This is a genomic window from Alteromonas sp. G4i35 (genome assembly GCF_054960375.1).
In genome coordinates this window covers 1-25,163 of record NZ_JBHNZD010000034.1, presented here as the reverse complement: position 1 = coordinate 25,163, position 25,163 = coordinate 1, and the positions used below count along the sequence as shown (strand labels likewise).

21 protein-coding genes and 2 tRNA genes are annotated in these 25,163 nt (G+C 44.8%); 8 read left to right on the top strand and 15 right to left on the bottom strand.

Features of this window, described 5'->3' with window-relative positions; genetic code table 11:
• Window positions 1-77 precede the first annotated feature (77 nt).
• Window positions 78-473: a lactoylglutathione lyase gene (gene gloA / locus ACFI6L_RS18385; RefSeq protein ID WP_014948774.1), complete on the bottom strand. Its 396-nt coding sequence runs from the start codon at window positions 471-473 to the stop codon at window positions 78-80.
• A 266-nt stretch (window positions 474-739) separates the two neighbouring features.
• The gene (locus ACFI6L_RS18380; protein WP_156086105.1) at window positions 740-1,450 is read right to left on the bottom strand and encodes an SDR family oxidoreductase; all 711 of its coding nucleotides are present in this window, start codon (window positions 1,448-1,450) and stop codon (window positions 740-742) included.
• 334 nt (window positions 1,451-1,784) lie between these two features.
• Between ACFI6L_RS18380 and cspE the strand changes: the two genes are divergently transcribed.
• Together cspE and ACFI6L_RS18370 are read left to right on the top strand one after the other, a co-directional pair.
• Entirely contained in the window at window positions 1,785-1,997 is a 213-nt protein-coding gene (gene cspE, locus ACFI6L_RS18375) for a transcription antiterminator/RNA stability regulator CspE (RefSeq protein ID WP_014948776.1), read from the top strand.
• 168 nt (window positions 1,998-2,165) lie between these two features.
• Window positions 2,166-2,345 (top strand): hypothetical protein, encoded by a 180-nt coding sequence (locus ACFI6L_RS18370; RefSeq protein ID WP_014948777.1) that lies wholly within the window; start codon window positions 2,166-2,168, stop codon window positions 2,343-2,345.
• A gap of 180 nt (window positions 2,346-2,525) precedes the next feature.
• Here ACFI6L_RS18370 and ACFI6L_RS18365 read toward each other — a convergent pair whose 3' ends face one another.
• The 10 genes from ACFI6L_RS18365 to ACFI6L_RS18320 form a co-directional block, all read right to left on the bottom strand.
• Window positions 2,526-3,944: a M20/M25/M40 family metallo-hydrolase gene (locus ACFI6L_RS18365; RefSeq protein WP_014948778.1), complete on the bottom strand. Its 1,419-nt coding sequence runs from the start codon at window positions 3,942-3,944 to the stop codon at window positions 2,526-2,528.
• A gap of 195 nt (window positions 3,945-4,139) precedes the next feature.
• Window positions 4,140-4,862: an endonuclease III domain-containing protein gene (locus ACFI6L_RS18360; RefSeq protein WP_014975990.1), complete on the bottom strand. Its 723-nt coding sequence runs from the start codon at window positions 4,860-4,862 to the stop codon at window positions 4,140-4,142.
• 34 nt (window positions 4,863-4,896) lie between these two features.
• Window positions 4,897-5,589 (bottom strand): electron transport complex subunit E, encoded by a 693-nt coding sequence (locus ACFI6L_RS18355; protein ID WP_039233136.1) that lies wholly within the window; start codon window positions 5,587-5,589, stop codon window positions 4,897-4,899.
• Between the two features lies 1 nt (window position 5,590).
• Window positions 5,591-6,475 (bottom strand): RnfABCDGE type electron transport complex subunit G, encoded by an 885-nt coding sequence (locus ACFI6L_RS18350; RefSeq protein ID WP_069943947.1) that lies wholly within the window; start codon window positions 6,473-6,475, stop codon window positions 5,591-5,593.
• Window positions 6,475-7,557 carry an electron transport complex subunit RsxD gene (rsxD, locus tag ACFI6L_RS18345; RefSeq protein ID WP_061485157.1) on the bottom strand — a complete coding sequence of 361 codons (1,083 nt, stop codon included), beginning with the start codon at window positions 7,555-7,557 and terminating at the stop codon, window positions 6,475-6,477. Before rsxD ends, ACFI6L_RS18350 begins: the two co-directional genes overlap by 1 nt.
• Window positions 7,557-10,448, bottom strand: coding sequence for an electron transport complex subunit RsxC (rsxC, locus tag ACFI6L_RS18340; RefSeq protein WP_462574580.1), 2,892 nt, complete (start codon window positions 10,446-10,448; stop codon window positions 7,557-7,559). Before rsxC ends, rsxD begins: the two co-directional genes overlap by 1 nt.
• A 5-nt stretch (window positions 10,449-10,453) precedes the next feature.
• A complete protein-coding gene (gene rsxB / locus ACFI6L_RS18335; RefSeq protein WP_014975992.1) occupies window positions 10,454-11,035 on the bottom strand; it encodes an electron transport complex subunit RsxB in 582 nt (193 codons plus the stop codon).
• Window positions 11,035-11,616 (bottom strand): electron transport complex subunit RsxA, encoded by a 582-nt coding sequence (gene rsxA / locus ACFI6L_RS18330; protein ID WP_014975993.1) that lies wholly within the window; start codon window positions 11,614-11,616, stop codon window positions 11,035-11,037. The genes rsxB and rsxA overlap by 1 nt, the downstream gene beginning before the upstream one ends.
• A gap of 193 nt (window positions 11,617-11,809) precedes the next feature.
• Window positions 11,810-11,886 (bottom strand) — tRNA-Asn (locus ACFI6L_RS18325).
• A gap of 27 nt (window positions 11,887-11,913) precedes the next feature.
• Window positions 11,914-11,990, bottom strand: a tRNA-Asn gene (locus ACFI6L_RS18320).
• Between the two features lie 998 nt (window positions 11,991-12,988).
• On the opposite strand from ACFI6L_RS18320, the gene ACFI6L_RS18315 reads away from it, so the two are divergent.
• The 3 genes from ACFI6L_RS18315 to ACFI6L_RS18305 all read left to right on the top strand — a co-directional run bounded on the left by ACFI6L_RS18315 (window position 12,989) and on the right by ACFI6L_RS18305 (window position 17,683).
• A complete protein-coding gene (locus tag ACFI6L_RS18315) occupies window positions 12,989-14,371 on the top strand; it encodes an MATE family efflux transporter (RefSeq protein WP_039226571.1) in 1,383 nt (460 codons plus the stop codon).
• A 96-nt stretch (window positions 14,372-14,467) separates the two neighbouring features.
• Complete coding sequence (uvrB, locus tag ACFI6L_RS18310) at window positions 14,468-16,483, top strand: excinuclease ABC subunit UvrB (protein WP_014948785.1); 2,016 nt, start codon at window positions 14,468-14,470, stop codon at window positions 16,481-16,483.
• Between the two features lie 273 nt (window positions 16,484-16,756).
• Window positions 16,757-17,683 (top strand): LysR family transcriptional regulator, encoded by a 927-nt coding sequence (locus tag ACFI6L_RS18305; RefSeq protein ID WP_014948786.1) that lies wholly within the window; start codon window positions 16,757-16,759, stop codon window positions 17,681-17,683.
• 96 nt (window positions 17,684-17,779) lie between these two features.
• Here ACFI6L_RS18305 and queC read toward each other — a convergent pair whose 3' ends face one another.
• A complete protein-coding gene (gene queC, locus ACFI6L_RS18300) occupies window positions 17,780-18,436 on the bottom strand; it encodes a 7-cyano-7-deazaguanine synthase QueC (protein WP_014975995.1) in 657 nt (218 codons plus the stop codon).
• A 95-nt stretch (window positions 18,437-18,531) separates the two neighbouring features.
• Here queC and queE point away from each other — a divergent pair, with 95 nt between their 5' ends.
• Entirely contained in the window at window positions 18,532-19,206 is a 675-nt protein-coding gene (gene queE / locus ACFI6L_RS18295) for a 7-carboxy-7-deazaguanine synthase QueE (RefSeq protein ID WP_061485161.1), read from the top strand.
• Between the two features lie 76 nt (window positions 19,207-19,282).
• On the top strand, window positions 19,283-20,179 hold the full coding sequence (locus tag ACFI6L_RS18290) for a type 2 periplasmic-binding domain-containing protein (RefSeq protein WP_061485163.1): 897 nt from the start codon (window positions 19,283-19,285) through the stop codon (window positions 20,177-20,179).
• Window positions 20,180-20,248: 69 nt separating this feature from the next.
• Here ACFI6L_RS18290 and asnB read toward each other — a convergent pair whose 3' ends face one another.
• Window positions 20,249-21,919, bottom strand: a complete 1,671-nt coding sequence (gene asnB / locus ACFI6L_RS18285) for an asparagine synthase B (protein ID WP_014948790.1) — start codon at window positions 21,917-21,919, stop codon at window positions 20,249-20,251.
• Window positions 21,920-22,310: 391 nt separating this feature from the next.
• Entirely contained in the window at window positions 22,311-23,978 is a 1,668-nt protein-coding gene (locus ACFI6L_RS18280) for a M28 family metallopeptidase (protein WP_061485167.1), read from the bottom strand.
• A 70-nt stretch (window positions 23,979-24,048) separates the two neighbouring features.
• On the opposite strand from ACFI6L_RS18280, the gene ACFI6L_RS18275 reads away from it, so the two are divergent.
• On the top strand, window positions 24,049-24,918 hold the full coding sequence (locus ACFI6L_RS18275; protein WP_462574578.1) for a DUF3025 domain-containing protein: 870 nt from the start codon (window positions 24,049-24,051) through the stop codon (window positions 24,916-24,918).
• The last annotated feature ends 245 nt before the right edge of the window (window positions 24,919-25,163 follow it).

Genomic DNA, 25,163 nt, shown 5'->3' with positions numbered 1-25,163 from the left:
TGAAAGTTTGGCGACTTAAGCGTTCAAATCGCTTTGACTACGCTGGCTGCATCTTCAGTTCTTGTTTTTGAGCCATTTCATAGCGAAATGGATTTATTTTGTATGAGTTCTATTGCATACCCATCGGGGTCGCGAACAAAAGCAATAACTGTGGAACCGCCTTTTACTGGCCCCGGTTTACGATATACATCAGCGCCGTTTGTTTCTAAGTTTTCACAAAACTGATAGATATCATCTACCTCAATCGCAATATGACCATACGCGTTACCCTTATCGTAGGTGTTGTCGCCCCAGTTGTAGGTAAGTTCTAAGACGGTACTCTCGGTTTCATCGCCATATCCCACGAAAGCTAGCGTGTATTCATACTCTTTGTTTTCAGACTGGCGAAGAAGGCGCATGCCCATGAGTGAGGTATAAAAGTGAAGAGAGGCCTCTAAGTTTTCAACTCGAAGCATGGTGTGAAGCATTCGCATAAGAGATTCCTTTTTTGAGCCATCGGAATTACTCGATGGCACACTGCACTGTGATTGCGTGTTGGCCGTTACTTTTTGTACACATAAATACGATGAGTACTTTATTTGAGTAAACGCAAACGACACGCTTTTATGTTAATTAGGAAATGTTAACGCTTTAAGACAATATTACAATTCTAGTTAAACGTACTATACCTGCGGTAACACGCCGCGATTACGAACATTTTAAGTCTCGCTGAGTGGGTAATTATCTATGCGGACTGGTATTAATAGCCCCATAGGCCGATATTATCAATTTTAAGACGGCGAGGTTGACTCAATAGGTAAACCACCATGTTGCCTAAGTCTTCATTTTGAATCAGGCCATCGTCCACTTTCTCTGTTTCTGCTTTCTGCGACTGTATCAGTGCAGGGTTTAGTGAATGGACGTGAATACCGTAGGGGCGAACCTCTTCTTGCAACGCTTTTCCAAGCCCCACCATCGCAAATTTTGATGCACAGTAAACGCCTGCATTGGCATAGCCGTTCAATGCCGCCTGAGAAGCAATGTTGATAATGTAGCCTTCCTTGTTGTTAATCATGTGAGGCACGACCTCTTTGCACATGAGAAAAGTCCCTTTTACGTTAGTATCCATTACTTCGTCCCACGCTTTCTCTGAGGTTTCCCAAATAAGGGTCTCCTTACCAAAGCCACTGTTATTAATTAGGACGTGTAGCTCGCCAAATGTATCTTTGACCTTTCTAACAAAACTGGCAACATCAGCGCTTTTCGATACATCACAAACTTGGCCAATGACATTACCAGGGAATAGGGCGTCGAACCGCTCTACAGTCTGCTTAACCGCAGTTTCAGTGCGCCCACAAATGGCCACGTTCATTCCTGCTTCTAGTAGAAATTGAGCGAGAGTTTTACCTAGCCCTTTTCCGCCTCCAGTAACAATGGCTGTTTTACCTTCTAACGCATACGTGTCTGTCATAATTTAAACCTATAGCAAAAAAGCAAGGTTAACCTAGCTTTCAAGTGCCTTGAACAAACATACGTATTCAGCTTCGCCAAAAAAATTTGTAAAAAAGTTGTGTTTTGGTCAAAAAATAAACTAAAAACTAGTGGACATTGCTCGCGATTACCTGTACCTTTCGCATCGCTCTAGATATGTTATTTGCTTTACCTAATACTGCGCTGTACCTCTTTTTTAAATCCTTCAAATTGAAGTTTTATATAGATATACAACTGCTTTACTAGCTTGGAGATGTCTATAGCTATTCGGTGGTTTTCCACCATTACATCAATTTTTTTAAAAGGTTTTTATTATGTCTAATTCTGTAAACGGTACAGTTAAGTGGTTCAACGAAGAAAAAGGTTTTGGTTTCATCACTCCTGAAGCTGGCGGCAAAGACGTATTCGTACACTTCCGTTCAATTGCTTCTGACGGTTTCAAAACGTTGAAAGAAGGCCAAGAAGTTAGCTTCGAAGTTGAACAAGGCCAAAAAGGTCCTCAAGCTGCTAACGTAGTAGTTCGATAAGACCTCTATGCTTATCTAAGGTCATTTCTCTTTTCTGAAGTGACCTCAAAAAAATGGGCTCTTTCTGAAACGCTATGTTCACGCTAGAGCCTAATTATCGTTTTTCGATTTCTTTACCCAACCTGCGAGGAATTCAAAACAAACAACATTAATAAAGAAGTATTTACTATGCAATTTCAAGATTCTATCTCTACCTTTAATAGCGCCATTTCAGGTGCGTTAATCTCAAATATCTCCATAAATAAAACAACCGTTGCTTTTAAACATGCGAATACGTATCGGCATGTAGAGCTGCCATCAAGGCAAGAGGCGAAGCGATTTGTTGCCCAGCTTATTCAAGCGCAATAAAGCCTGAGTATTTCGGACGAGGTATATTTACCAATCCACATAGATCATTGCCTACTCAGAAGGCGCTGGCAAGTTTGCTAGCGGAGCGTGGGAATGCAGAATGGGTATTAGCAGAGGCGAGGGTAAGCATTGGCCAGCACGAGATGCACTGACCAATGTTTGATGATTACTAACGTGTAACTACTGTTTAGCTTTTAAGTCAACGTCCGAATCGGCTAACAAGTATATACTTGCTGCGTAGGCTGCAATGTTTTGCGCAAGCTCATCGGGGTCAATTTTATCTAAGGTATCATCTGGCGTATGGTGAAGATCAAAGTAATCTCTACCGTTTTGATTTAACCTAATCGTTGGTACGCCTTTCGCTGCTAGCGGAATAATGTCAGGGCCGCCGCCAGCAATGTCTGAACCGCCACGCACTATACCTAGCGGTGATAAAATCTTCGCGATTTCATCGACTAGCACAGTCGCTTCGGGATTCACATTTGACACTACTTGCCAGATAGTTTGCGCACCAAAGTCAGACTCTGTGGCCAGAACGTGATTTTCAAGGTTCTTTTCGTGTTGTTTAGCGTAAGCAAAGGCACCTAATAAGCCCACTTCCTCAGCGCCAAACATGACCACACGAATGGTGCGTTTTGGGCGCTCTGGTAAAGAAGCAATCAACGCAGCCGCTGCCGTGGTAATAGCAACGCCTGCGCCGTCATCAACTGCACCCGTTCCTAAATCCCAGCTGTCTAGGTGGCCGCCAATAAGGATAATTTCTTCGGGCTTCTCACTGCCCACTAAATCCAGTATTACGTTGCCGCTGTTTACTTCGCCTTTCCATTTCGATTCAGAGTGAAGCGACAATGACAGCGGTTTACCTAAGTTATGTAAACGTCGTAAATGGTCTGCGTCTGGGTTTGAGATAGCGACTACGGGGATATCTGCCCAATTATCGCCGTCTGAGCTCATCATGCCTGAGTGAGGGAAACGATGAGAGTCTGAACCTACTGAGCGCACGACCAGCGCTTCAGCGCCGCCGCGTTGAGCATGTTGCCAACCAATACGGCGACGTTGGTTCGCTTGACCATAGCCTGCACCTGTTTGGCTTTTAACCATGGCGTCGCCGTCTACAAATGCAATTTTGCCTTTAAGGGCACCATCTTTAACTGCGGTTAGCGCGTGAATATCTCTGAAATAAACGATGTCTGCATTGATCTCGCTTTCAGAAGGCGCAGCGCCGCCAAGGGCTGTGCCGTAAAGCGGCTGGGCATAAGGCGCCGTGAGTGAAATGTGTAGGTGGCCTCTATCCCAAAATGGCATAGTGAATTCTTCTATGCTGACTTTATCAAAACCTAGGCGCTCTCCTACCACCACGCCCCAATCTCTAGCTCGCTTTTCTGCTTCAGAGCCGCCCAGGCGAGGGCCAATCTCAGTGGTTAGTGATTCAACAATGCTATAGCCTAAATCACTTTTCAGGGCTTTTTGAATTAGTGCTTCCGCATTTTTCTTTTGCTCGTCAGTAATGGGGGAAGTTTCTGCAAAAACACCAAAACTGCATGCACTTACTAATGCACCAAACGCCAGCCTTCTAGCGATAGTATTCAATCGAGACATGTGTTCTCCATGGATTTATTTTTATATTTCTTTTTTATTTGCGCGAGCAAAACTCTAACCCATCCATCATAGCCAATTTGGTTGTCCCTTTCGAGGCAAACCACAAGCGTAAGTCGTGTGTTAGTCGCAAAATTCCTCTTGAGAGAAAATAAATGGAGAATAAAAAAGGAGCCTAAGGCTCCTTTCTGAAAGTTTCTATTTACGCTTCTTCTTAAGCGCCAACTTTTGCTTTTTCTCTTGTTCTTTCAGTACTTCGTTAATAAAACTCTTTCTGCCGAACTCACGTGTGATAACACACTTGTTTAAGTCGAAACCGCGGGCAGGGCAGTATTCTCTGCCATATAGAATGATTTGCAGATGCAAATCGTTCCACCTTTCTTTTGGGAACAAGCGTTTTGCGTCACGCTCTGTCTGCTCAACACTCTTTCCGTTCGACAAACCCCAGCGATACATTAATCGGTGGATATGAGTATCTACGGGAAAAGCAGGAATGCCAAAGCCTTGAGACATAACCACAGCGGCAGTCTTGTGACCCACTGCGGGCATGGCTTCCAGCGCTTCAAAGTTTGCAGGCACTTCACCGTTGTGCTGCTTGATGATCATGTCAGACAAATGCCAAATGCCTTTGGACTTCATGGGAGATAAACCACAAGGACGGATAATGTCTTGAATTTCTTCAATACTCATCAATACCATGTCGTAAGGGTTATCTGCCCGAGCAAAGAGCTTTGGCGTAATTTGGTTAACGCGCTCGTCTGTACATTGCGCCGATAGGAGAACCGCAATGAGTAACGTATATGGGTCTTTATGATCTAAAAAGATAGGAATTTCCGGATAAAGGTCATCCAGTATTCGCATGATTTCTTTTACTTTTTCCTGCTTAGAAAGCGGCTTGGCCGGCTTAACTACATCATTCATTTCTAAATACTTTTTTGTTTTTGATTTTTAGCGTTTAGCTTTCAGCTGTAACGCGTACCCGTTCAGCCTTCACTGCAGGCGATGTTTGCTTAGCGGCTAACTTTGCATCAATACTGTTTTTGATAGCAATGAGAAGACCCATACCTAAAAAGGCACCAGGCGGCAGTATCGCAAGCAAAAACGGATTTTCAGTGTTGAAAAGCGTTATGGTCCAGTTCTCAGCAATTGAGCCAAACAGTCTGTCTGCACCAGCTAGCAATGTACCTGCACCCAATATCTCACGCATACCACCTAAAATGACCAGCACTGCGGTAAAACCCAGTCCCATCATGAATCCGTCGTAGGCAGAGGCGAGCGGCCCGTTTTTCGACGCAAAGGCTTCTGCGCGGCCTATGATGGCGCAGTTAGTTACAATCAGCGGAATGAAAATACCTAGCGCTAAGTAAAGGTCATAGGTGTATGCATTCATTAATAGCTGAACAATGGTTACGAACGCAGCAATGATCATAACAAAAACGGGAATGCGGATTTCGTTTCTTACCACATTACGAACGAGTGAAACGGTAACGTTACTGCCAATGAGTACCAACATGGTAGCAAGGCCTAACCCGAGACCATTGATAAACGTCGCGGTAACGGCCAATAGCGGGCACAAACCTAACAGTTGTACCAGCGCAGGATTGTTCTTCCAAAGCCCTTGTAAAGACAGGTCGCGAAAATCAGTCACGTTATAGCTCCTCTACACTATGAGGTTGAGCCTCATTCACGTTAATCGCATCAATTGTTTCAACGGAATCTGTAATTGCGCAGGTGTTTGGAGCGTTGAAAAGTGCAGATTGGTTGGCCTGTGCGTAAAGCAAGGCTTCGCGTACTGCTCTTACTACTGCTCTCGGCGTGATGGTAGCGCCAGTGAACTGATCGAACTCACCACCGTCCTTTTTGACCTGCCAAGGCGCCAAATTGTCGGGTGAAAAAGGCTTGTCACTGAACTCCGTTATCCAATTGCTAACGGCAAGCTCTATTTTATCGCCAAGCCCAGGGGTTTCTTTGTGTTCGATAACGCGCACGCCAAGCACCCTCATACTGATTCTATTAGTGTTGGGCGCAGAAATATCGGACGCATTCTCGTCTTGCTCAGATGACTTCTGAGGTGTTGAGTCAAGCTCGGCCAACTCCGAGAGCGCTAACGCGGTGATATTGAGATTTTCGCTCTCACCGTCGAGCGAGTCAGTACTCGAGCCGCCTTGTGTGTTTCCACCAACGTGTGCATCCACTTTTACACCAACAACGATATCGATATCTCCACTGTATCCGTCTGGAGCAGTGGCTTCTAATACTAATGCGCTAGGTTGGCCATTTAACGTCGCACGATATATTTTGTGGGCTTTTTTGTTGCCAAGTTCAGGTGCATTGACCTCTGTGCAGTTGGCGTAAAGGGCATTGTCGTGGAATTCGCTAGGCACGACTTCATTAAGTACGCTTAGCAGTTTTTGCTGCTTTTGTTGCTCAATTTTATCTTGGGTGCCAAAAAATGTGAGTGCTATTAATGCTGTGGTAACAACGGCAAACGCACCTAACATAAGGCCGTTTTTGGCCAGGCTTTCTTTCATCATTAGTGTTTACCTCGACCTTTAACGTTTTTGCCGTACACGCGAGGACGGGTATAGTAATCAATCAAAGGCACCGCCATATTCATAATAATAACCGCAAACGCTACGGCATCAGGGTAACCACCAAAGGTACGGATTATTACCACCCAAAAGCCAATCGCTGCACCAAATATAATGCGGCCTCTTGGTGTTGTTGATGCTGAAACCGGGTCGGTGGCGATAAAGAAGGCGCCTACCATTACTGCACCGTTAAACAGGTGAAATAGCGGTGAAGCGTAGTAATCGGCGTTTGCTAAATGAAGCAGTGATGCACAAACAAAAACGCTTAGCAGCATACCTCCCGGGATATGCCAGCTGATAACGCGGGTCTTCCAAAGGTAGAGGCCACCAAGTAAATACGCAAGACTCACCATTCCCCACCCTGCTCCAGCAGCTTCGAATACCCCGCCATCGAAGATTGGCTTCGCCAATGACTCTGAGTATGTTACGCCTTGCGTTAGGTCGGTTTTCAATGTGTCTAACGGTGTAGCCATGGTTACACCATCGGCAATGGTTTTGAGTTGAGTGACATCGTATCCGCTAGTAGTAAAACCAGTAAATATAAGTGATACCGAATCAAAGAAACTTGGCGTAATGCCAGCGTGAGTCGCAGGAGGCAGCCATAGGCTCATAGCCGCAGGGAATGAAATAAGCAGCACCACATACGCTATCATGGCAGGGTTGAAAATATTAAAGCCAAGCCCGCCGTAAACCTGTTTAGCCACCGCAATAGCGAAGAAAACACCCGTTACCGTCATCCACCAAGGTAGGGTAGGAGGAATACTAATTGCGATGAGTAAGCCGGTTAATACTGCGCTGTAATCTGTTAATGTGCGCTCGATGGGGCGATTTCTTAAAAATAAAATCACGCCTTCAATGACCAGTGCACTCACTACTGCAATAATGGCTTGAATGAGCATTCCCCAGCCAAAAAAGAAGGATTGTGCAATCATGCCAGGGAGCATGGCATAAATAACCATACGCATGACTTGGCCAGTATCGCGTTTAACCCGTTGGTGTGGTGAACTCGATAAACTTAACTTCATTATGATTCTTTCTCTTGTTCAGCTGCTGCTTTTTTTGCTTTAGCCTTTGCTACTGCAGCTGCAATGCGCGCTTTCTTTTCATCTTGTGCTGTCGGTTGAGAAGGAGCTTGCGTGCTTGTTGCTTGACCTACACGGCTAGACGATTCGCTCTGCTCATGCGCTTTACTACTTTCCTGTTCAGCAGTATTTGGTGAGGTCGCTAAATTGCCATTACTGTCTTGAGCAAGTTTCTTTGCTTTGGCCTTTGCCACTGCGGCAGCAATGCGCGCCTTTTTCTCGTCAGCTTCATTTGTCGAGGCAGCGTGGTTAGCATCAGTTTGCTCGCTTCCTTGATGTTCTTCCTGCTTAGCCGCTTTTTTGGCTTTCGCTTTCGCCACCGCAGCAGCAATGCGCGCTTTTTTTTCATCCGCTTCGCTCAAGTTGTTAGCAGGATCTGATGCGCTATCACTCTGAGCACTACTGTTTTGATCGCTGACGCTTTGAAAACTGGCTTCTTCTGGCGAGTTAACGTCTTGATTCTCAATACCAGCCTCGCCATCAGGGCTAGATGCTTGCGTTTTTTGCGAAGCGGCCTTTTTAGCTTTCGCTTTCGCTACCGCCGCTGCGATCCTAGCCTGCTTTTCATCTAGCGGTTCTTTGGAGTGACTGTCTGGTTGCTCATCTAATTGAGTTGGCGCACCTTGCTCTGAAACTGACTTATCAGGCTGCCCGTCTTCGCTATTTTTAGCAGCTTTTTGCGCTTTAGCTTTAGCGATTGCCGCGGCAATACGCGCTTTTTTCTGCGCTTCAGCGTTTAGCTCTGAATTAGCTTCAGTATCGGAAAGTTCGGTATGCTTTTCGCATTGAGAGCCCGCAGGTTTTTCTGCTGAAGATGCTTCAGACTGGCTGGCTTGCGCGGCCTTTTTGGCTTTTGCTCTAGCGATAGCGGCAGCAACTTTAGCTTTTTTCTCATCTTCTGGTGATGATGACTGGTTACTTGGCTGTTCTGTGGTTGATGGTTCGACAGCGCTTTCATCTTGCGTTTCGTTTTGAGCTTGCGCGGCTTTTTTCGCTTTTGCTCTGGCGATTGCTGCAGCAACCTTTGCCTTTTTATCATCTTCTGGCGATGACGCTTGCTCAACTTGCTTATCCGCGCTTTCAAGTTGAGCTTCATTCTGGACTTGTGCGGCTTTTTTCGCCTTAGCTCTGGCAATAGCTGCTGCTACCTGTGCTTTTTTATCGTCTGCCGCAGTGCTTGGTTCGTTGGTATTTGTTGTATTACTTTCATCCTTTGCGTTGGCCTGCATAGCCGCTTTCTTTGCTTTCGCACGCGCAAGCGCCGCCGCTACTTTGTCCTTGGCCTCAGTTGCGCCAGCGTCAACAGCGCTATTCGCATTATCGGCATCAGCATTTTGCTCTTTGGCTTTGTTGGCGGCTAAACGTGCTTCTTTTGCTTTTCTGTGTTTTGCTTCACGCTCAAGTTTTTCGCGCTCTAAACGTTCTTTACGTGCTTCAAAACGCTGTTTAGCCTTCTCAGCCTTGTTCTTTTCATCACGCTGAATGCGTATTTCGGATTTAGCCTGGCGGTAGTAATGCACCAAGGGGATTTCACTGGGGCAAACGTAAGCACATGCGCCGCACTCTATACAGTCGAAAAGGTCGTACTCTTCGGCTTTATCGTATTCCTTTGCTTTGGCGTGCCAAAACATTTGTTGGGGGAGCAACGACGCAGGGCATGCGTCGGCGCATGCGCTACAGCGAATACAGGGGCGCTCTGCATTGTCGTCTACCAGCTCTTTTTTTGCAGGAACCAGCAAACAGTTTGTGGTTTTAACCACGGGGATCGTAGCGTCTGATAAGGTAAAGCCCATCATAGGCCCGCCCATAATCACTTTAGGTACTTTCTGTTTTTTCGGGTTGTAGTTTGCTTCATCCAATAGATGAGAGACGGGCGTACCCAACAACGCTCTAAAATTGCTTGGTGATTCAACGGCTTCACCAGTTACGGTAACAACCCGTTCAATCAGCGGCTTGCCGTGTAAAATAGCATCTGCAATGGCATAGCAGGTACCAACGTTGAACATCATCACGCCTACGTCGGCAGGCAATCCATTTCTTGGAACTTCTCGGCCAGTCAGTACCTGAATCAGCTGTTTTTCGCCGCCGGCAGGGTATTTAGTCTCAACGCTAACAACGCGATAGTCTTTCTTATCCTGACAGGCAATATTAAGTGCTTCGAAAGCCTCTGGCTTGTTGTCTTCAACCGCAACTACAATGGCCTTCGGCCCAATAAGGTGAGTAAGAATGTCTAGACCCTGGCGTATTTGCCAGGCGTGCTCACGCATCAATCGGTCGTCAGAAGTAATGTAAGGCTCGCACTCAATCCCATTTAAAATAAGAAACTCAACAGGTTTAGACGTTGAGGTTTTTATATGGGTAGGGAAGCCGGCACCACCCATTCCTGAAATTCCTGCTTGGCAAATAGCTTCTATAAGCTTGTTCTTATCTATGTCGCTATAATTTGCTATTGGAGATAGGTCGCACCATGTGTCTTTACCGTCAGGACGTATCGAAATACACATTTCGGTTAGGCCGCTAGGATGCGCTACAACATGCGGAGCAATCGCAACAACCTCGCCCGAGGTTGGCGCATGAACTGGCACAGAAAAAGGCGATGAGCTTTGCGAAAGAATTTGGCCTTTCAATACGCTATCGCCAACTTCTACGCAGCAGATACCGTCTGAGCCAATGTGCTGCCTTAAAGGAACAATCAATAATTCGGGTAACGACGGTTTCTTTATTACTGATGTATTAGATAGAGATTTCTTATCGTCGGGATGTACGCCACCTGGAAATGAGTACATCTTTCCCGCTTCAAGGGTTTCTATAATTGAATCAAAACTTGGATACATCACAATTACGACACCATTTTGATGGGGATATCACCTTTAGGCGATGATTCAAAATCCCACTTCCATGTAGAAGTTGTTTGAGCAATTGGCACCATGTCGATACAGTCGACAGGGCAGGGATCTACACATAGGTCGCACCCTGTACATTCATCAGTAATAACCGTGTGCATGTGTTTGGCGGCACCTAAAATGGCGTCGACAGGACAGGCCTGAATACATTTGGTACAGCCGATACATTCGTCTTCGCGTATAAACGCGACTTTTTTAACGTCTTCTTCGCCATGAGCAGCATCAAGGGGTTTAGGTTCAACTCCCATCAAGTCTGCGAGTTTTTTAATCGTTGCCTCGCCACCAGGTGGGCACTTATTAATATCATCACCTTCAGCAATTGCCTCAGCATAAGGCTTGCAGCCCGGATATCCGCATTGGCCACACTGAGTTTGTGGTAGTACGGCATCTATTTGCTCAACAAGCGGGTCGCCCTCAACTTTAAAGCGAATGCTCGCGTAGCCCAGAACCAAGCCAAAAATAAGCGCAAGGACGCCAATGGCAACAACGGCGAATATAATTGCGGTAGATATCGTCATTACACTTTCACCAGTCCACTAAAGCCCATAAATGCTAGGGACATGAGACCCGCGGTTATCATAGCGATTGAGGCACCTTTAAAAGATACAGGTACATCAGCAGCAGCTAAACGCTCACGCATGGCCGCAAATAACACCAGTACAAGAGAGAACCCCACAGCAGCGCCGAAACCATAAATAAGACTCTGCATGAAATTATGCTGTTCGGTAAGGTTTAAAAGCGCTACACCAAGCACTGCACAGTTGGTTGTGATAAGAGGAAGGAATATACCTAATAATCTATATAAGGTAGGGCTGGTTTTGTGCACGACCATTTCTGTGAACTGAACCACCACCGCGATAACAAGAATAAAAGCAAGCGTTCTAAGGTAACCGATGCCCAGTGGAGCAAGTAGATAGGTTTCAACTAGGTAGCTCGATGCAGAGGCAAGGGTGAGTACAAATGTGGTGGCCATAGACATGCCCATGGCAGTTTCAAGTTTGCCAGACACACCCATAAACGGGCATAAGCCGAGAAACTTAACCAACACAAAATTGTTAACCAGTACTGTACCAATCAATAGCAGTAAAAATTCAGTCATGAATAACGCAATTCCTTCGAGGAATTTTTACGGACAATGCCCGCGAATTAAAAAGAAAAACAGATTAGGCCTATTATCCCTTTTTAGAACGGGTTTAACAACTTGATTGAATTAGGGTTATTTAATGTCTAAACGCGTTGTTTTAGGAATTAAAATAGAATGAAGTGGGTGAGGCGATTAAGAGCCAACTAAGTGGCTCCCCCTCCCCGACTCGAACGGGGGACCTGCGGATTAACAGTCCGTCGCTCTAACCAACTGAGCTAAGGGGGAATCGACACCTAAGTTGTTTGCTGAAGTTGGCTCCCCCTCCCCGACTCGAACGGGGGACCTGCGGATTAACAGTCCGTCGCTCTAACCAACTGAGCTAAGGGGGACCTGTGCTTCAACGGAGGCGAATATTAAAGACGTACTTAGGAACTGTCAACAACATAAATGAAATATTTGTGCTGACTGCGCAAAAAATAGCTTTTTACGGCTTTTATGTTCATTTTGTCGTCAATGCTGAGAAAATGATGGTTAATAACTGCACATTATTCCCTCATCGCTTATGAACAAGAGGTTGTTTTAGTAATTGATAGTTTTACCCATCTCGTTTTCTTATATATCTCACTAAAGTTAAAGGGTATAACTAAATAGAATAAAAAAGCGCTTCCATACTGGTATTATGTACAGGCTTTAATAAATCTGTAACCTGTACCTGAGGATTAAAAGGTTAGTCACCACTTACGTGCTGAGAAATTAATCGAGCACGAAATCCCGCCGAATATGGTCTGGCGTTAGTTATCCACTAAATCTGTGGATAACTATGTTGATAGCTTAGAATCGCTGTAGTTATTTACGAGATCGCGTACGTATTGATCTAATGAGGTTATGGCGTTTTTGAGTGGATAATCTTTTTAATACAGGGGTTTAGGGTGTTTTTTTTGATCTTGTTTCTCGATCGGAATAGATCGGTTGAACAAAAAGTAGCTTGTGTGTTAATTCAACGAATGCCTAAATGCTATTCAATGAAATCCATCTTAATTCTCAATACCTTACATTTTGTTAACATTTTTGTGTGTCTTTTAAACGCTCTATTTGGATAGCTAGATGCGCCCGAGACGTTTTGCCTGCATATTAAAAGTGAAACAGGATAGAAATTAAACTGTAATGAACACATACGCACGTGTTTTGATTTATTTTTACAAAAAACTCGTAGTTTTGTGGCGTAGCCAGCGAAATGGGTCATCGCACGTACTTTTGTCAAAAACATCGCTTTTCATACAACCCTCTTATGCTTTGTTTTGTTTGTCGAATACGCATAGCTAAATAGTGTTCACTCTTTTACACTAACGCGCAATTGATGAGGGGATTTTAGTTTGCCGGAGCTCAAGTGATAAAAAGTAACGCTAAACAACGTACTTCCGACTTATTGGAAGGAGATATAGGTACTACGTTAAAGCGTATGACTATTCCCATGATACTGGGAATGGTAATGATGATGAGCTTTGGACTTATCGATACCTTTTTTGTGAGCTTGTTGGGCACCGACCCTTTAGCCGCTATTAGTTTTACCTTTCCCGTTACTTTTACCGTAATAAGCCTAAACATAGGTTTAGGTATTGGTACCTCTGCAATTATAGGCAAGTTACAGGGCAGTAAAGAAATAACCAAGTCTCAACATTATGCGACGGGTTCATTAATGCTGTCCGTTTTGCTTGTGGGTGCACTAGCTGCAATTGGCTTTTTCACCATAGAGCCTGTGTTTAAGTTGCTTAATGCAACAGACAATCTCATGCCGTACATATCTGACTATATGGGGCTATGGTACTTGTCGAGCATCTTTCTTGCTATGCCGATGGTTGGCAATAGTGTGCTGCGAGCGTGTGGCGATACCCGCACACCCAGTATTGTTATGGCGGCAGGCGGCGGATTAAACGCGTTGCTTGATCCTATTTTCATTTTCGGACTTGGGCCCATTCCGGCAATGGGAATAAAAGGTGCGGCACTCGCTACCTTTATAGCGTGGATAGTTGGTGCATTATGGATTCTTTATATTTTAGCCGTTCGTCGAAAGTTGATGTTGCCTCGACTGCTGACACTTGCCGAGTTGCGTGATAGCAGCCGTGAAATTCTTAAAATAGGACTACCTGCGGCGGGTGCAAATATGCTTACCCCCGTTGCCGGTGGCGTGATGACAGCTGTAGTTGCTGGTTACGGTGCTGAAGCGGTAGCAGCGTGGGGAGTGGGAAATAGAATGGAGTCTATTGCAAGTATTGTTGTGCTAGCACTTTCCATGACACTGCCTCCATTTATCAGTCAAAACGTTGGGGCAGGCCAAGTAGAACGGGTAAAAACGGCATATTCGCTTACATTGAAATTTGTTCTGGTTTGGCAGTTCGCCATTTTTCTTGTCATGTGGGGACTATCTAGCTGGATAGCCGTCGCCTTTGCTAATGAAGCAGAGGTAAGCGTACTAATACAGCTGTTTCTTATGATTGTACCGCTGGGTTATGGCATGCAAGGCATTATCATTCTGACTAACTCTTCGTTGAATGCTATGCATCGCCCAATGACGGCATTAACGTTAAGTGTCATCCGCTTATTTGTTTTCTTCGTACCTATCAGCGTTGCGGGTAGTTTTCTATTTGAACTGAAAGGGTTATTTGCAGGAACGGTCATTGCCAATATTGCAATGGCGTGTGTTTCATTTGTTGTTTTCAAACGTGCGATTACTCAGTTTGAATCAGATAAAGAAACGTCTGAGCACAGCTAATACCAGAGCGGCTATCTAAGGCTGTGCGTTTTTAATGTTGAGTAGTTTGACCGCAAGCAAGATGTTAAGCAGTAAGCTAAAGAAAAGGTTAAGTAAATGAGTAGAGGGTTTGAGCTTCATTCTAAATACAAGCCAGCAGGCGACCAGCCAAAAGCAATAGAAGCTTTGGTGGATGGCCTAGAAAGTGGCTTGGCCGGCCAAACACTGCTTGGTGTTACGGGGTCGGGTAAAACCTTTACCATGGCTAATGTCATTAAAGAAGTGCAGAGGCCAACGCTTATTCTTGCACACAACAAAACATTAGCGGCTCAGCTTTACGGTGAGATGAAAGAATTCTTCCCCAATAACGCCGTAGAGTACTTCGTTTCATATTACGATTATTATCAGCCAGAAGCCTACGTTCCAAGTACAGATACCTTTATTGAGAAAGACGCGTCAATCAATGATCATATTGAACAAATGCGACTGTCCGCCACTAAAGCGTTGATGGAGCGCAGAGACGTAGTCATTGTAGCGAGTGTGTCGGCTATTTATGGTTTGGGTGACCCTGAATCCTACATGAAGATGCTATTGCACCTTCGCCAGGGCGACACCATGGACCAACGTGACATTTTACGTCGCCTTGCAGAACTGCAGTACAAGCGTAACGATTTAGCGTTTGAAAGGGGTACGTTCCGTGTGCGTGGCGATGTTATAGATATTTTCCCTGCGGACTCTGAAAAGCAAGCCGTAAGGGTCGAGCTTTTTGACGATGAAATAGATAAAATTAGTCTGTTCGACCCGCTAACCGGGGCTGTCGATAAGTCAGTTATTCGAGCAACGGTTTTTCCTAAAACGCACTATGTAACCCCTCGAGAGAAAATCCTCAATGCTATTGAGCATATCAAGGAAGAACTTGGCGATCGCAAAAAGCAACTTCAAGAGGCGAATAAGCTGATTGAAGAGCAGCGTATTTCACAGCGCACCCAGTTCGATATCGAAATGATGATGGAGCTTGGCTATTGTTCTGGGATCGAGAATTACTCTCGCTATCTTTCAGGAAGAGCACCGGGCGAACCACCTCCAACCTTATTGGACTATTTTCCAGCAGATGGCCTAATGTTTATCGATGAGTCTCACGTAACTGTCTCTCAAGTAGGAGCAATGTATCGCGGGGATCGCTCTAGAAAAGAGACCTTGGTGGAATTTGGTTTCAGGCTGCCGTCGGCGTTGGACAATCGTCCGCTTAAGTTTGAAGAATTTGAACAGATTTGCCCCCAAACCATCTATGTTTCTGCGACGCCAGGCGATTATGAATTAAAGAAAACTGACGGTGAGATAGTAGAGCAGGTTGTGCGTCCAACGGGTCTGCTAGACCCTGTTATTGAAGTACGTCCTGTAGCCACTCAGGTTGATGATGTCTTGTCTGAAATTCAAAAGCGGGTAGAGCTTGACGAACGTGTGCTTATTACTACCTTAACCAAGCGTATGGCTGAAGATTTAAGCGAGTATTTAAATGAGCACGGCGTTAAAGTTCGTTATCTGCATTCGGATATCGATACCGTAGAGCGAATTGAAATAATCCGAGACTTGCGACTGGGTAAATTCGACGTGTTGGTAGGTATTAACCTTTTACGTGAAGGTTTAGATATGCCGGAAGTGTCACTGGTGGCGATTTTAGATGCCGATAAAGAAGGCTTTTTGCGAGCCGAGCGTTCATTAATTCAGACTATTGGTAGAGCCGCGCGTCACGTGAATGGTAAAGCTATTTTGTACGCTGACAGTATTACCAAGTCGATGAAAAAAGCGATGGACGAGACTGAACGCCGTCGTGAGAAGCAAATGGCGCATAATGAGGCAAATGGTATAACGCCGATGCGACTTAACAAGCCTATTACCGATATTATGGACTTAGGCGACAGCGCGCACCCTGCGTCTGGAAAAGTCAGACTGCGCAAAGTTGAAGAGAAGAAGAAGCAACAGAAAACAGCAAGTGCTACTGAATTAATGGACCAAATCACGGAGCTTGAAAAGCAGATGTTTGAATATGCGCGTGAGCTTGAGTTTGAAAAAGCAGCATCATTGCGTGACGATATTGAAGCACTTCGAAAGCAAGTTGTTACACTCTCTTAAAAATGACGATGTGTCCCGCTAGCTGAGGCTGTATGTGGGTTCTTTCCGTATAAAACCGGATAACTCACTACAGCATTTTTCCTTTTGATGTAAGAAAATCCCCCTTTTTTCCTGTGGACAATGCCACTTGACGTCAGTTTTTGGGTAGCACAAAACTCAAATTTTTAATAAAAAATGAGATGAAAAGCCGCAAAATGTCGTTGTAATAGCACAATTAGTTGAATATAGTTCTAAGTTGAGTATCGATAACTATACCTATAAACAGGTGCTAATATGCTTAATCGTCTTCAGGAGTCAGATATAAAGCTACTGCGTGTGTTTTACGCTGTAGCGAGCTGCAACGGATTTACTGCGGCAGAACCCGTGTTGCGTATGCAACGACCCAACATCAGTGCAGCCATCAAAAAACTGGAAGAACGTTTAGATTTGGTGTTATGTCATCGCGGTCGTGGTGGCTTTCAAATGACAAAAGAGGGTGAGGTGGTTTTCCAAGAAACCAAACGCATCTTTAATGCCTTCGACAATTTTGTCTTCAATCTGAAATCGCTTCATGATGACTACTCAGGCCATATCACTTTGGTCTTAATGGCTGGTCTTCCACTTTCTATGCACTTGGCCGTAAGTAAAGCGGTTAAAAGTACAATGAAGAAGTTTGACGATATTCACGTTAATATCCAAACTCGTTTATACAATGAAGTTGAGCATGTCGCTCTATCTGGTGAGTGCCACCTCGTTGTTTCAACCTATGATATGGTCAAACCGGAATCAGTAACCTTTCATCCTGTCGGCATTAAAACTGAAGGGCGATTGTACTGTGCGCCTACACATCCTCTGGCAAAGTATCGCGATACTGATTTACCAGAAGGCGTGAAAATTGGTGATTATCCTGCCATTGGTATTTCTGGATTGTCGTCGGCAAACTACATTGAAGATGAAACCAGATTATCGATTCAAACTTTCTCAGACTCATTTGATGCAGCGATGTCTGCGATTATGACCGGTGAATATGTTGGTTTGCTGCCAGACTATATGGCAAAAGAGCAGGGCGCAGCACTTGGGCTTGTACCTATTGCAAAAGGGAGCTTATTTAAATTTAGTCACGAACTGTTTGTGATGAATGGAAAAAATACGCGATTAAACCCGGTATTACGTCACTGTATTAAAGAATTGAGCTACTTTATTTCAGAGAGTCAAAAGTAGTAGCAACAAGCACCTGCGATCACACCTCTTATTGTTTATAAATGCTTGGATTAAAGCGTTTATATACAATAAGAGGTGTTTTTATTTCAGATTACGCTATTCGTATTCTAGAGGATCGACGGCGTTATTTTCCTTGAACGCCTCTAAGCGCTCTTCGCACGCACCGCATTTTCCGCATGCTTTCTCTCTGCCGTTGTAACAGGTCCACGTTTGGCCGTAATCCAGTCCCATTGACAGACCATCGGTCAAGATAGCGGTTTTGCTGTCGTCGATATAAGGCGTCATAATCGTAACCGGTGTATAGTTCGCAATGCCGCACACATCATTCATTTTATGAACAAACTCAGGGCGGCAGTCTGGGTAAATGGCATGATCGCCAGAGTGAGCGCCATAGTATACTTCGTTAGCGTCTAAACTGACCGCGTAGCCAACGGCCAGCGATAACAAAATCATGTTGCGATTGGGCACCACGGTTTGTTTCATGCTTGGCTCTTCATAGTGGCCTTCTGGAACTTCGATATCTGAGGTTAACGCTGAACCCCCGATGAGCGTATTTATGGCGCTAATATCTACAATTTTGTGGGGAACGTTAAGCGAGTTACACACGTTGGCAGCATAATCGAGTTCTTTCTTGTGGCGTTGTCCGTAGTTAAAGCTCAGTGCATGAACTTTTTTGCCTGCTTTAAGTGCTTTATGAAGCACTGTGAAGGAGTCCATGCCTCCTGAATAGATAACAACAACGTTTTCTGACATAGTTTTTCGAAGATTTAAGAAATTATGCCCGAATTTTATGTGATCCTTGGTAAAATCCCAACATACAATCGTTAAAGGGTGTCAAATTGTCTGTAATGTCCACATTAAACATCAATGAGATGTTTGAAACTATCCAGGGTGAAGGTGCTCACACTGGTATTCCCTCTATCTTTGTTCGTTTACAAGGCTGTCCTGTGGGCTGTCCATGGTGTGATACAAAACATACGTGGGAAATTAAGCCTGACTTGAGTGTGTCGCCACAAGCTGTGATCACAAAAGGCGAAGAGTCTGAAACCTATTTCATCTCCAGTGAGGAGGCTTTGCTGGCTGAGTTTGGGAAACAAGGCTATGTGGCAAAGCATGTGGTTATTACCGGCGGTGAGCCATGTATGTACGACCTACGTCCTCTGACGAGCCTACTTCACGACAACGGATACACAACACAAATAGAGACCAGCGGTACTTTTGAGGTACTTTGTGACACGCGTACGTATGTGACGGTTTCTCCTAAAATAAACATGAAAGGCGGATATGACGTCTTAGTAAGTGCGCTTGAAAGAGCGAATGAAATCAAGCACCCCATCGCAATGCAAACGCATATTGACGAGCTTGATGCGCTGCTTGCTAATGTATCGTCATTAGACGGAAAACAGGTTTGTTTACAACCAATTAGCCAGCAAAAGAGAGCCACAGAACTTGCAGTGCGTACTTGTATTGAACGTAACTGGCGGCTATCTTTACAAACACATAAATACATTGGTATTGAATAAGTGTTTGAAATGCGCCGCCTTTGTGGCAAACACGTCTTGCGCTTAAGTATTCAAATTAACAAAGGACATAAAGAAGATGCATAGCTTTAATCTGCTAAAAAAAGCCGTGATAGCGGCCGTCGCTTTATGTTCTTTTACTGCTGCATCAATGGTTGAGGCCGCTACTTGGACAATCACTTATCCGCGTCCGATTGACGACTCAGATGCCCGTGCTCAATATCCGATAGCACTGCTTAAACTTGCGCTCGATAAAACCGGCGTAAATTATGAGCTACGCCCTTCTGATCGTATATTGCTGACGGGCAAAGCGATGCGTCAGCTGCGTGAAAACAGAGAAGTTAACGTAGTATGGAGTATGACGGACAGCCAGCGCGAGAAGGAACTGACCCCGATTCGTATTCCAATCGCAAAAGGGCTTATAGGTCTTCGTGTTTTCGTTATTAACGAAAATAAAAAGACGAAGTTCGACGATGTCTTATCGCTGACCGACATGCGTAAACTTATACCCATTCAGGGTGAAGAATGGCCGGACACCAAAATTCTTCAAGCCAACGGGTTTAACGTGTTTACTGTGCCTGAGTTTCGCGAAGCGTATGACATGATTAAACAAGGTAAAGGAGACTTCTTTCCTCGTTCTGTTATGGAAGTGGACGCAGAGCTGGAGGTGGAAGGTCGTCGTAACAACCTTTACCTTGAGCCTTCAATGGCGCTGTATTACCCCACAGCTATGTATTACTTTGTAAGTTCAAGTAATAAGACGTTAGCGAATCTTATTGAAACAGGCCTTGACAGAGCCATTGAAGATGGCTCTTTTGATGCGTTATTTGAATCTACGTACGCCCCAATCTTAGCGTCTTTAGGGGTTAATGAGCGTAAAATTTTCACTCTCGAAAATCCGTTATTACCCATTGAGACCCCTCTTACTAATTCTGCTTTATGGTATAAACCAAAAACAGAAGCTTCAAAAGAATAAATAGACAATAAAAAACGCGGCTTAGGCCGCGTTTTTTTTAAATGTTAGCTCTGCTTGTACGATTGTCTATTAAGACTCGCCAGCGTGGACGCCTTTCATCGAACGGCCAGAAGGATCTGCGTTGTTTTTAAAGCTCTCATCCCACTCAAGTGCTTCTGCTGTACTACACGCAATAGATTTACCGCCTGGCACACAGCGCGCCGCACTTTCTTGAGGAAAGTAGCTCTCGAAAATAGTGCGGTAGTAGTAGCCTTCTTTGGTGTCTGGTGTGTTAACTGGGAAGCGGAATTCCGCTGTCGCAAGTTGCTGATCAGTCACTTCGTTTTCAACGAAATCGCGAATTGAATCAATCCACGAATAACCTACACCATCACCAAACTGCTCTTTTTGGCGCCACAGTACTTCTGCTGGAAGCGTTTCTCCGTTATCAAACGCTTTACGAAGGATCCACTTCTCCATTTTTCCATCTAGACACATTTTGTCTTGTGGGTTTAAACGCATAGCTACGTCAATGAAGTTCTTATCTAAGAATGGAACACGAGCTTCTACACCCCATGCCGATGTGGCTTTGTTAGCACGCGCACAGTCAAACATATGTAGACGATCAAGTTTACGTACCGTTTCTTCGTGGAATTCTTTGGCGTTTGGCGCTTTATGGAAATACAGGTAACCACCAAAAATTTCATCAGAACCTTCACCCGATAGCACCATTTTAATGCCCATCGCTTTAATCTTGCGTGTCATTAAGTACATTGGAGTAGCGGCGCGGATCGTTGTTGTATCGTAGGTTTCCAAGTGATAGATAACATCACGGATGGCATCTAAACCTTCTTGAATGGTAAAGTGAATTTCATGGTGTACGGTGCCAATCATGTCGGCCACTTTCTTCGCTGCCTTAAGGTCAGGTGCTCCTTCAAGACCCACAGCAAAACTGTGCAGGCGAGGCCACCATGCATCTGTCTTGTCTTCGTCTTCAACGCGCTTTGCAACGTACTGCGCAGCGACAGCTGAAACCAGTGAAGAGTCCAAACCGCCCGATAGAAGTACAGCGTATGGAACGTCAGACATCATGTGTGACTTCACAGCTTTCTCGAATGCTACACGTAGCTCTTCTAGGTTGCTGGTGTTGTCTTTTACGTTGTCGTATTCCATCCAGTCGCGTTTGTAGTACTTGGTAATTTTACCTTCTTTGCTCCACAGGTAGTGGCCAGGAGGGAACTCACTGATTGTCTTACATACGCCTGCTAACGCTTTCATTTCAGATGAAACATAGAAGTTACCGTGTTCATCGTAACCGGTATAAAGCGGAATAATACCAATATGGTCGCGGGCAATAAGGTAAGCGTCTTGTTCTTCATCGTATAGAATGAACGCAAACATACCCTCTAGTTCATCGATAAAGTCGATGCCTTTTTGCTGAAAAAGCGGAAGAATAACTTCGCAATCAGAACGGGTTTTAAATGGATACGGCTCATCTAGATTAGCAGCAAGTTGCTTGTGGTTGTAAATCTCGCCGTTAACGGCAAGAATTTGTTTATCGTTTTGGCTGATAAGAGGCTGCGCCCCTGTATCAACGTCGACAATCGCCAATCTTTCGTGACAAAGAATGGTATTGTCATTATTCCAGATACCCGACCAGTCAGGGCCACGGTGGCGCAAAAGTTTTGATAAATCGAGGGCTTGGGTTCTGAGTTCAGACACATCGGTTTTGATATCAAGGATACCGAAAATACCACACATATAACGGATTCTCTCTGTTCACTTGTTGAAAAAAATAATAGAAGTTTTTTCTGTCGGTACTCGCGTACGAGTGGGCGATGATTTGTTGTTATTCTTATTCGCGTGCCCCTGAATGTGCCAGTCTGACAGGAAATTGCAAGTACATTATGATGAGAAAATGGAAATTCTTATTCCATTTATCCCAAAATAGCCGTTTATTAACATTTTTATCCTAATTCCATGCAAAGGTAAGCTTATGAATGCGGTAAGCAGTGCTTAATATAGAGGGAAGTGAGTTCAAATGTAGAGGGTAGTAAATTAATGCGGGTCAATAAAAAAGGGTTTCACGAAGAAACCCTTTATTAACGATAAAGAAGACGCGGCCTTCTTTGCGTTTTTACGTCAAGGTGATTTAGTTTTGGCGCTGGAACTCGCTTGCTTCATTCCACTTCGGCCAAGCCTCTGCATTTGCAACACCTACACCCACATCAAACAGCATTTGTGTGTCTTGCACGATACCGCTTAAATCCCAATCGTCACGATACTGATCGCACACTTGATGATAACAGCCCGTAACAATGACATTCATACGTTTTCTGTATTTGGCTGTCTCTTCATCTGCTGGTTCATTTCCGCCTTCAGCGTACAGTGCTGGAACACCTTGCTTGGCAAAGCTGAAGTGATCTGAGCGGTAGTAGTACCCAGCTTCTGGTCTGTCTTCTTGAGTCAGTGTACGACCTTGCTTAGCCGCAGCGGCTTCAAGATAGTCTTCCATTTCTGACTTACCCATGCCTACAACGGCAACGTTTTTGGTCTTACCTAATACGTTCATTGCGTCCATGTTGATATTAGCAACCGTATTTTCAATCGGAATAACAGGATTGCTTGCATAATATTTACTGCCTAACAGCCCTTGTTCTTCAGCAGTTACTACTAAAAATGATACCGAGCGTTTTGGTGCAGGCGTCAACTCTGAGTATGCTTTGGCCATGGCTAGAATAGCCGCAGTGCCCGTGGCATTATCATGAGCGCCATTATAGATTTGGTCGCCTTCTTTGCTCTCATCTTTACCTAAATGATCCCAATGTGCCGTGTAGATAATATGCTCATCAGGAAACTCTTCGCCCGGCAGAGTCGCGATAACGTTGTTGCTCTCTGACTTTTTGAAGGTGTTGTTAACCGTAACCGATGCTTTGATATCCATTGCTTTGTTGTAAGGACCTTGCATGGCGTTTGCTTTCTCTTGGTCAAAGTCGAGCCCTGCATCAGCAAACACTTTTTTCGCCGCATCTAACGTTAACCAACCTTCAACAGCCACACGGCTTGCTCCTTTGTCGGCGCTTACAAGGCCGTACTGCGGACCACTCCAGCTGTTAGCAACAACTGACCAGCCGTAAGAGGCAGGTGCAGTTTCGTGAACAATAATGGCGCCAGCAGCGCCCTGACGGCTCGCTTCTTCATATTTGTAGCTCCAACGACCGTAGTAGGTCATCGTTGTGCCTTGAAACTTACCACTTTCTGGATTTTCAAATCCCGGGTCATTAATTAGCATGACGACGGTTTTGCCTTCAACATCTAACCCTTCGTAGTCGTTCCAGTCGTACTCTGGTGCATTCACACCATAGCCAACGAAGACTAATTCTGAATCTTCGAGCGACACTGAGCTCTGTTCTCGCTTAGAAGAGGCAACCATTTGCTCTTTATACGCGAAGTTATTGTCGCCAATAGTCATGGTCATATCTGGGTCAGCAGTAATTTCCATAAGGGCTACTTTTTGTAAAAAGCTATCCCCGTTACCCGGTTTAAGTCCCGCTTTGGTAAATTCACTAACCAAGTATTCAATGGTTTTCTTTTCGCCTTCAGTCGTCGGTAAACGGCCCTCAAACTCATCTGAAGACAGTACCTTTAATGGCTCGCGAATATCGGCGTCTGAAATATTGTTGTAAACACTGTCAAAGTTAGACGCCACAGGCATCTCTTTTTTCGCAGACTGATTTTGTGACGCGCTGTCGTTGTTAGGTGTGCAAGCACTTACGCCCAGAAGGGTAGGTACAAGCAATGGCAAAAACATTTTTTTCATTGTTAGTCTCTGTTTGCTCTACAATACTTGCTCAGTATAGAGAAAACCCCAGAGCGAACCAATAGTTGATATGCAATCAGACTCAATCCCTTTCTGTAAAGACTACTTAAAAAAACACGCAAGTTATCCTGTAACCATTCTTTTAGATGAACTCGGTTTAGCGAGTCATAGTAAGTTTCCATCTCCTGATGTGCTTAATGAACTTACATCTAGATATCACAAGCAATGGACGGGGCCTGTATTTAAAGGACAGAGTCAGTTTTCAGAAGATGAACAGCGTTACTATGAAACGATTATTAGTGAAGATGGGGTTGTCCCTACCAGAGAGCAAAGCTGGCACGATTTGTTTAATGCACTGATCTGGCTGCAATTTCCCAAAACAAAATCCTTATTAAATGAACTGCATATAAGCGATATCGAGGCGTACGGCGTAAACCCTCGCACCGCACGTCGCAATCGGATTACCCACTTTGATGAATGTGGCGTGGTGCTAGCGATAGAAGAGCCCAGACCAAGTGGCGTTGAATCGCTAGAAGTTTTCCTACAGCAACTGGCCACCCATGAATGGGAACAGGTATTTCTAGCAAATCGAGGGCGTTGGCATGCTGAAGTAACGCCCTATGTATTTGGGCATGCGAATTTAGAAATGATGCTGAACCCGTTTATTGGGCTTACTGGAAAGTGGCTCGCGGTTTCAGTGCCTCAAGGATTTAGTGAGCTCGATAAATGGCAACAACGCGCCGTACTCGACGATGCAATGTCAGCCCGAATTTCAGCACTCGATGCTTTTCAGATCACACCGCTCTTAAAGCCCCTTCCTTTGTTAGGCGTGCCTTTATGGCATTCACCGCAGGATGCGAAGTTTTATCAAAATAAAGATTATTTCAGGCCGTTACGACAAGGGGCTAAGCCAACGAAACAGCTGCCGCTGTGGGTGTAATACCAATCCGCATAGATCATTGCCCACTCAGAAGGCGCTGGCAAGTTTCCTAGCAAAGCGTGGGAATGCAGGAATGGCTGTTCCCTTTCAATTCCCAGAATGAAGCTAGGAAGCTTGCTAGACCTTCCCGAAGGGCGAGTTTAAAATGTCCGTACTCTTTGTTGTGTCACCTTGATGTAGAACCACTATACCTGCGGTAACACGCCGCGATTACGAACATTTTAACTCTCGCTGAGTGGGTAATG

What these genes read in the sequence shown, in the direction of transcription:
- ACFI6L_RS18305 (WP_014948786.1), top strand. Translation starts at nt 16,757, where the DNA reads ATGCTTAATCGTCTTCAGGAGTCAGATATAAAGCTACTGCGTGTGTTT.
- ACFI6L_RS18350 (WP_069943947.1), bottom strand. Translation starts at nt 6,475, where the DNA reads ATGATGAAAGAAAGCCTGGCCAAAAACGGCCTTATGTTAGGTGCGTTT.
- queC (WP_014975995.1), bottom strand. Translation starts at nt 18,436, where the DNA reads ATGTCAGAAAACGTTGTTGTTATCTATTCAGGAGGCATGGACTCCTTC.
- queE (WP_061485161.1), top strand. Translation starts at nt 18,532, where the DNA reads ATGTCCACATTAAACATCAATGAGATGTTTGAAACTATCCAGGGTGAA.
- ACFI6L_RS18360 (WP_014975990.1), bottom strand. Translation starts at nt 4,862, where the DNA reads ATGAATGATGTAGTTAAGCCGGCCAAGCCGCTTTCTAAGCAGGAAAAA.
- ACFI6L_RS18380 (WP_156086105.1), bottom strand. Translation starts at nt 1,450, where the DNA reads ATGACAGACACGTATGCGTTAGAAGGTAAAACAGCCATTGTTACTGGA.
- rsxC (WP_462574580.1), bottom strand. Translation starts at nt 10,448, where the DNA reads ATGTATCCAAGTTTTGATTCAATTATAGAAACCCTTGAAGCGGGAAAG.
- gloA (WP_014948774.1), bottom strand. Translation starts at nt 473, where the DNA reads ATGCGAATGCTTCACACCATGCTTCGAGTTGAAAACTTAGAGGCCTCT.
- ACFI6L_RS18275 (WP_462574578.1), top strand. Translation starts at nt 24,049, where the DNA reads ATGCAATCAGACTCAATCCCTTTCTGTAAAGACTACTTAAAAAAACAC.
- ACFI6L_RS18280 (WP_061485167.1), bottom strand. Translation starts at nt 23,978, where the DNA reads ATGAAAAAAATGTTTTTGCCATTGCTTGTACCTACCCTTCTGGGCGTA.
- rsxB (WP_014975992.1), bottom strand. Translation starts at nt 11,035, where the DNA reads ATGACGATATCTACCGCAATTATATTCGCCGTTGTTGCCATTGGCGTC.
- ACFI6L_RS18370 (WP_014948777.1), top strand. Translation starts at nt 2,166, where the DNA reads ATGCAATTTCAAGATTCTATCTCTACCTTTAATAGCGCCATTTCAGGT.
- uvrB (WP_014948785.1), top strand. Translation starts at nt 14,468, where the DNA reads ATGAGTAGAGGGTTTGAGCTTCATTCTAAATACAAGCCAGCAGGCGAC.
- cspE (WP_014948776.1), top strand. Translation starts at nt 1,785, where the DNA reads ATGTCTAATTCTGTAAACGGTACAGTTAAGTGGTTCAACGAAGAAAAA.
- rsxD (WP_061485157.1), bottom strand. Translation starts at nt 7,557, where the DNA reads ATGAAGTTAAGTTTATCGAGTTCACCACACCAACGGGTTAAACGCGAT.
- rsxA (WP_014975993.1), bottom strand. Translation starts at nt 11,616, where the DNA reads ATGACTGAATTTTTACTGCTATTGATTGGTACAGTACTGGTTAACAAT.
- ACFI6L_RS18290 (WP_061485163.1), top strand. Translation starts at nt 19,283, where the DNA reads ATGCATAGCTTTAATCTGCTAAAAAAAGCCGTGATAGCGGCCGTCGCT.
- asnB (WP_014948790.1), bottom strand. Translation starts at nt 21,919, where the DNA reads ATGTGTGGTATTTTCGGTATCCTTGATATCAAAACCGATGTGTCTGAA.
- ACFI6L_RS18365 (WP_014948778.1), bottom strand. Translation starts at nt 3,944, where the DNA reads ATGTCTCGATTGAATACTATCGCTAGAAGGCTGGCGTTTGGTGCATTA.